The following is a 2,472-nucleotide window of genomic DNA, read 5'->3' on the forward strand; positions in this document are numbered from 1 at the left end:
GCCATTCTCTATGCTCATGAACAACTTCAACAACGACACCCTCTGCAAATGATGGATAAATATCTTTAAAGACCATTGAGTCCCCCTCTGAATCGATATTTGAAAAGCCTTAAATTTAAAAGACAGGCCAAGCTCACGTTTCTTAGAGCCTGGCCTGTCGCATTCACTGCTATACAAAACCCTATTCATTTTTGAAATTTAGCCTGAACTGAATCTCTCCTATCTACAATCAGGAATTATTTAGAACCGCTTGCCCACTAACCGATTTCGGATATCTTCAGCCTGATGGAGAGGAATCCTAGCTCGAATCAAACTTCCCGCATGAAGTTGTACAAGAAGTTCATGTTTCTGCTTTTTACTGGTAATGGTTACGTCACTAAACCCATTAGACGTTAGACATTGCAACCACTTAATCATAATGACGGTGACTCCCTCTGGCATCTCTAATGTTGAACCATCCGAGAACTCAATATAAATCACTTCATTCACTGTCGTAGGCCCCAACGTTTGTTTCTCCATTACCCCAAGACATAAAGATTATAAAAAGAGGCATGTGCAGAATCCCTCATCAGCCACTCTCAAAACTCACCTTAAGAGAGAATCGAGGCCTGCCATGCAAGACTGATATGAAGGTATAGAAGCTTACCTCAAAGAGATCTCACTCTTTACTTCTAACGATCGCATCTTAATGAGTAACCATACTCATATTGGCAGACACGAATAAATAGACTACTTAAATTACGCAACTAAAATTTACCATATTTTCATATAAGTATTACTACTCTTTATAGGTTTTTATACCCATATGCGTAATGTAAGTAATGCTTATCCTTAGTAAATTAGGGCCTTATCCTATTAACTACGTAAAAAGGATAAGCATGCATTTTTCTTAAAGGCCATAAAGCCAAGACTAAAAATGGGCGTACTCATATATGACCTAGAATGCCACCATATTTAATTACGTATATTAATCACTATTTTTCTTGTTAGCTACAAAAATAGTCATCAATACCTGATTAAGAAGGCAATTCAACTGTGTGATTTAGTATGGATAAATGTTATACCTGGATTATACGTAACTTAATTCAATAGTTACTTAGCTGCAGATTCAAGGTAAAGTAAATGCCCTTGTCAGCAAAAACTGATGCTGAGCCCTTTGATACAACTGAGCAAATATCACCTGCTGCGACATCTAAACCCAGGCGTGGGCGTCCGCCGACGTTGACAGATGAAAGCCAAAGACGCAAACGCCGCAATGTTTCTATCTCGGATAATGCCTGGAATCATCTTGAGAAGTTAGTTGTGAAACTTGGGTATTCATCTAAAAGTGAGCTTTTGGAACTCATTGGCAAAGGGGAGTTAGTGGTTACAAAACCAACCGCTCACAGTCCTTCGTCTTCCTTGTCTGAAATTTTGGTATATCGCCGACTACAAGGTCTGTTTGCTCCCCATAGCGATGTTCTACACTCTCTATTTGCCTTTAATTCCGCTATCTATCAAAAAATAGAGCCGTTACAAAGTCATCCGTTCCGTAAGCTGATGGTCAATGACCTGATAGCGTCAATGTCAGTGGTGTTTCAACACTGTTATATTCGACCTGATCGCTACGTTAATAGTCTCAGCGCCCTCAGCCGTCTGATTAATTATTGTCTTTTACTTAATCAAGCTGATTTAGAAAATGCATGGCAATTGAATCCCAAAAACAACTTTCTTGATAGGGACCCGTTGCATGAAAGCAGTTCACGTGACTGCTTGGCTAAAATCGGCAGCGCTATGAGCCATCTCTCGACAGCTAGTTTTTCACTACAGTTCACAGCCCTGCGGCTCAAGTATATTAGCGGATTCACTGAAGCTCAAATTCAACAGATCTATGAGCTTCAGGGTATGGATTTCACAATTGAAGATATTCGTCGTCTTGTCCATGAGGGGTGGACTAAGTTCCGCAAACACAGAAATAAGCCCTCTAAGATAGAAACACCAATGGCCTCCGTTGTTATTCCACCGGAAGCCGCTAAATATTGCGACTTGTTATGGACGTCTTCATTAACGCAGGCTAGAGATAGACACGCATTATTGCGCATTCTTGTTAAAGCAACATATCATGCCCCTCTAAATTTTTGGCTCTGTGAAATCGAGCATGAATGGGGTGCTCACGTCTTAGGTTATTCACCTGAGCAGGCCAAAGAATGGGCGCAATTACAAGCATCGATTCAACGTCATCTCAGCGAAAAACTGCAAGTTAGTAAAGATACTATTGATAAGGAAATGCACTATTGTCTCAGTAGAACAGAAGCCGTTGAAAACTTAGCCGCTATTTTTGAAAAAGAGACGGGGATTAGTTCCACTACAGAACTTGGGCAGTTTATGATTCGTCTTTTGCAGGGAGAGGCCGAGGAGAAATTTGCACTAGCTGAGCTTAAAAAGCTAAGACGCTCAGGTCATGAACTTTCTTGAGATGACTGACATTACAGG

General features: G+C 40.5%; 2 protein-coding genes. One reads left to right on the forward strand and one right to left on the reverse strand.

The window, feature by feature from the left end:
• Window positions 1–240: 240 nt before the first annotated feature.
• Window positions 241–519 (reverse strand): hypothetical protein, encoded by a 279-nt coding sequence (locus tag IQ260_RS29810; protein ID WP_193996674.1) that lies wholly within the window; start codon window positions 517–519, stop codon window positions 241–243.
• A 603-nt stretch (window positions 520–1,122) separates the two neighbouring features.
• Here IQ260_RS29810 and IQ260_RS29815 point away from each other — a divergent pair.
• Window positions 1,123–2,454, forward strand: a complete 1,332-nt coding sequence (locus IQ260_RS29815) for a CopG family transcriptional regulator (protein ID WP_193996675.1) — start codon at window positions 1,123–1,125, stop codon at window positions 2,452–2,454.
• Window positions 2,455–2,472: the final 18 nt, after the last annotated feature.

The organism is Leptolyngbya cf. ectocarpi LEGE 11479, assembly GCF_015207065.1.
GTDB classification, from domain to species: domain Bacteria; phylum Cyanobacteriota; class Cyanobacteriia; order Phormidesmidales; family Phormidesmidaceae; genus Leptothoe; species Leptothoe ectocarpi.